This is a genomic window from Acetomicrobium mobile (assembly GCF_937920065.1).
Map to the genome: position 1 here is coordinate 1 of NZ_CALETC010000126.1, position 1,531 is coordinate 1,531.

Sequence of the window (1,531 nt, forward strand, 5' to 3'; positions counted from 1 at the left end):
AAGGCCATACACGAAGTCGCTTCCTCCCCATGAGGCTTACGCCTATGTCAGAGAAAACATGGGGGGTATTATTCGATCCCGAGGTATGTAAGCAATTTCTCGATATAGTGGCGCCATACCCGATCGGAACATGGGTGAGGCTGTCCAGTGGTTATACCGGACTGGTGGTATCGGTCAAGCAGGGGATGGTGCAATATCCCGATGTTACCGTGTTTTACGATGAGAACATGAAGCCCCTTAAGGAACCGGTAACCATATCGTTGGCAGAGAACGCTATCCTGTCCATACAAGAGGTAGTCGAAGAGCCAACCCCATGATTTAATCATAAATTTCATCAAAAGGAGACTTTGCAATGTTCTTATTGTGCATCGCCAATACTGATCTGAGCAAGATACCTAACCTTTCTGCAGCAGGAGCAAACCCAGAGGCCATAAAGTACACGGTACCCTGTGATGCCGAATTCCTGTTTTGGGGAAAATGCCTTTCCACCTCGGCACTGCCCGTGGACCCCGAAGGCCATCCGACACCTGCCATTTTTTCCAGGGCAGCCCGCGAAGAGGCAAATTTTCCGGTCATGGTGTTAAGGGCTGGAAGTTTCCTGCCACCCAAATGTCCCTACGTCGAGATGGGTTCAAAGCCAGGGTCAAACCCGCTGGAAAATCCCGCAGTGGATGAAGTGGAAAAGATATACTCATGGGCCAAGGAGCTGGGCAATGTTTTGGCCTCCACTAACCCACTGCTCGTGATAGGAGAGTCCATTCCCGGTGGCACAACTTCCGCTTTCCTGGTCTTAAAAGCCCTTGGTTACGACGGGATGGTGTCCTCCGCAAGTCCCCATAATCCCTCAAACTTGAAGCTCGAGGTTTGGGAAAAATGCTGTAGCAAATATGGGATAAAAGAGGGCGGTTTTAGGGGAAGAGGCCTAGAGGCTGTGGCGCTTTTAGGCGACCCGATGCAGGCAGCAGTCTCGGGGCTGGCAATGGGCTCATATGCCAACTCAAGGTTGATACTTGCGGGCGGAACGCAGATGCTTGCCATTGCTGCCGTATTGAGAAATGAGGGATACGATGGCATGATAGAGCTTGCCACCACGAAATATGTGGCCTCTGACAGTTCGGCCAACTTCGCCAAATTGGCCGAAGAACTGGGCGTAAAAGCTCACGTGGTCTCCATGGACCTATCGCAGTCGCCCTTCAGGGGGCTTTCGGATTACGAGAAGGGATACGTAAAGGAAGGGGTAGGGGCTGGCGGTGCTTTATGGTATGCTAATTACTTGGGAGTCCCCCTAGAAAGGGTCCTAAGAAGAGCGGAACAGATATACGGAGATTTAATGGAAGGCATGACATCATGAGGTTAACGCTTGTACTTGGCGGAGCAAGGAGCGGCAAGAGCAGCTTCGCAAAGAAGCTTATGGAGGGCTACAAAGGCCCGGTGACCTTTTTTGCAACAGCGCGCGCTAAGGATGAAGAGATGAAGCGACGCATATCGCTACACAAAAAGGAAAGGCCGGCATCGTGGGATACCTGGGAGG

General features: G+C 51.6%; 2 protein-coding genes and 1 pseudogene. All 3 read left to right on the forward strand.

Annotation, left to right across the window (positions count from 1 at the left end; all coding sequences use genetic code 11):
* A pseudogene (locus tag Q7P41_RS05265) lies at positions 1-317 on the forward strand (hypothetical protein); the annotation flags it as partial.
* Between the two features lie 35 nt (positions 318-352).
* Positions 353-1,351 carry a nicotinate mononucleotide-dependent phosphoribosyltransferase CobT gene (cobT, locus tag Q7P41_RS05270; RefSeq protein ID WP_303882727.1) on the forward strand — a complete coding sequence of 333 codons (999 nt, stop codon included), beginning with the start codon at positions 353-355 and terminating at the stop codon, positions 1,349-1,351.
* On the forward strand, positions 1,348-1,531 hold a 184-nt coding region (locus Q7P41_RS05275), incomplete at its 3' end, for a bifunctional adenosylcobinamide kinase/adenosylcobinamide-phosphate guanylyltransferase (RefSeq protein ID WP_303882729.1). The genes cobT and Q7P41_RS05275, both read left to right, overlap by 4 nt.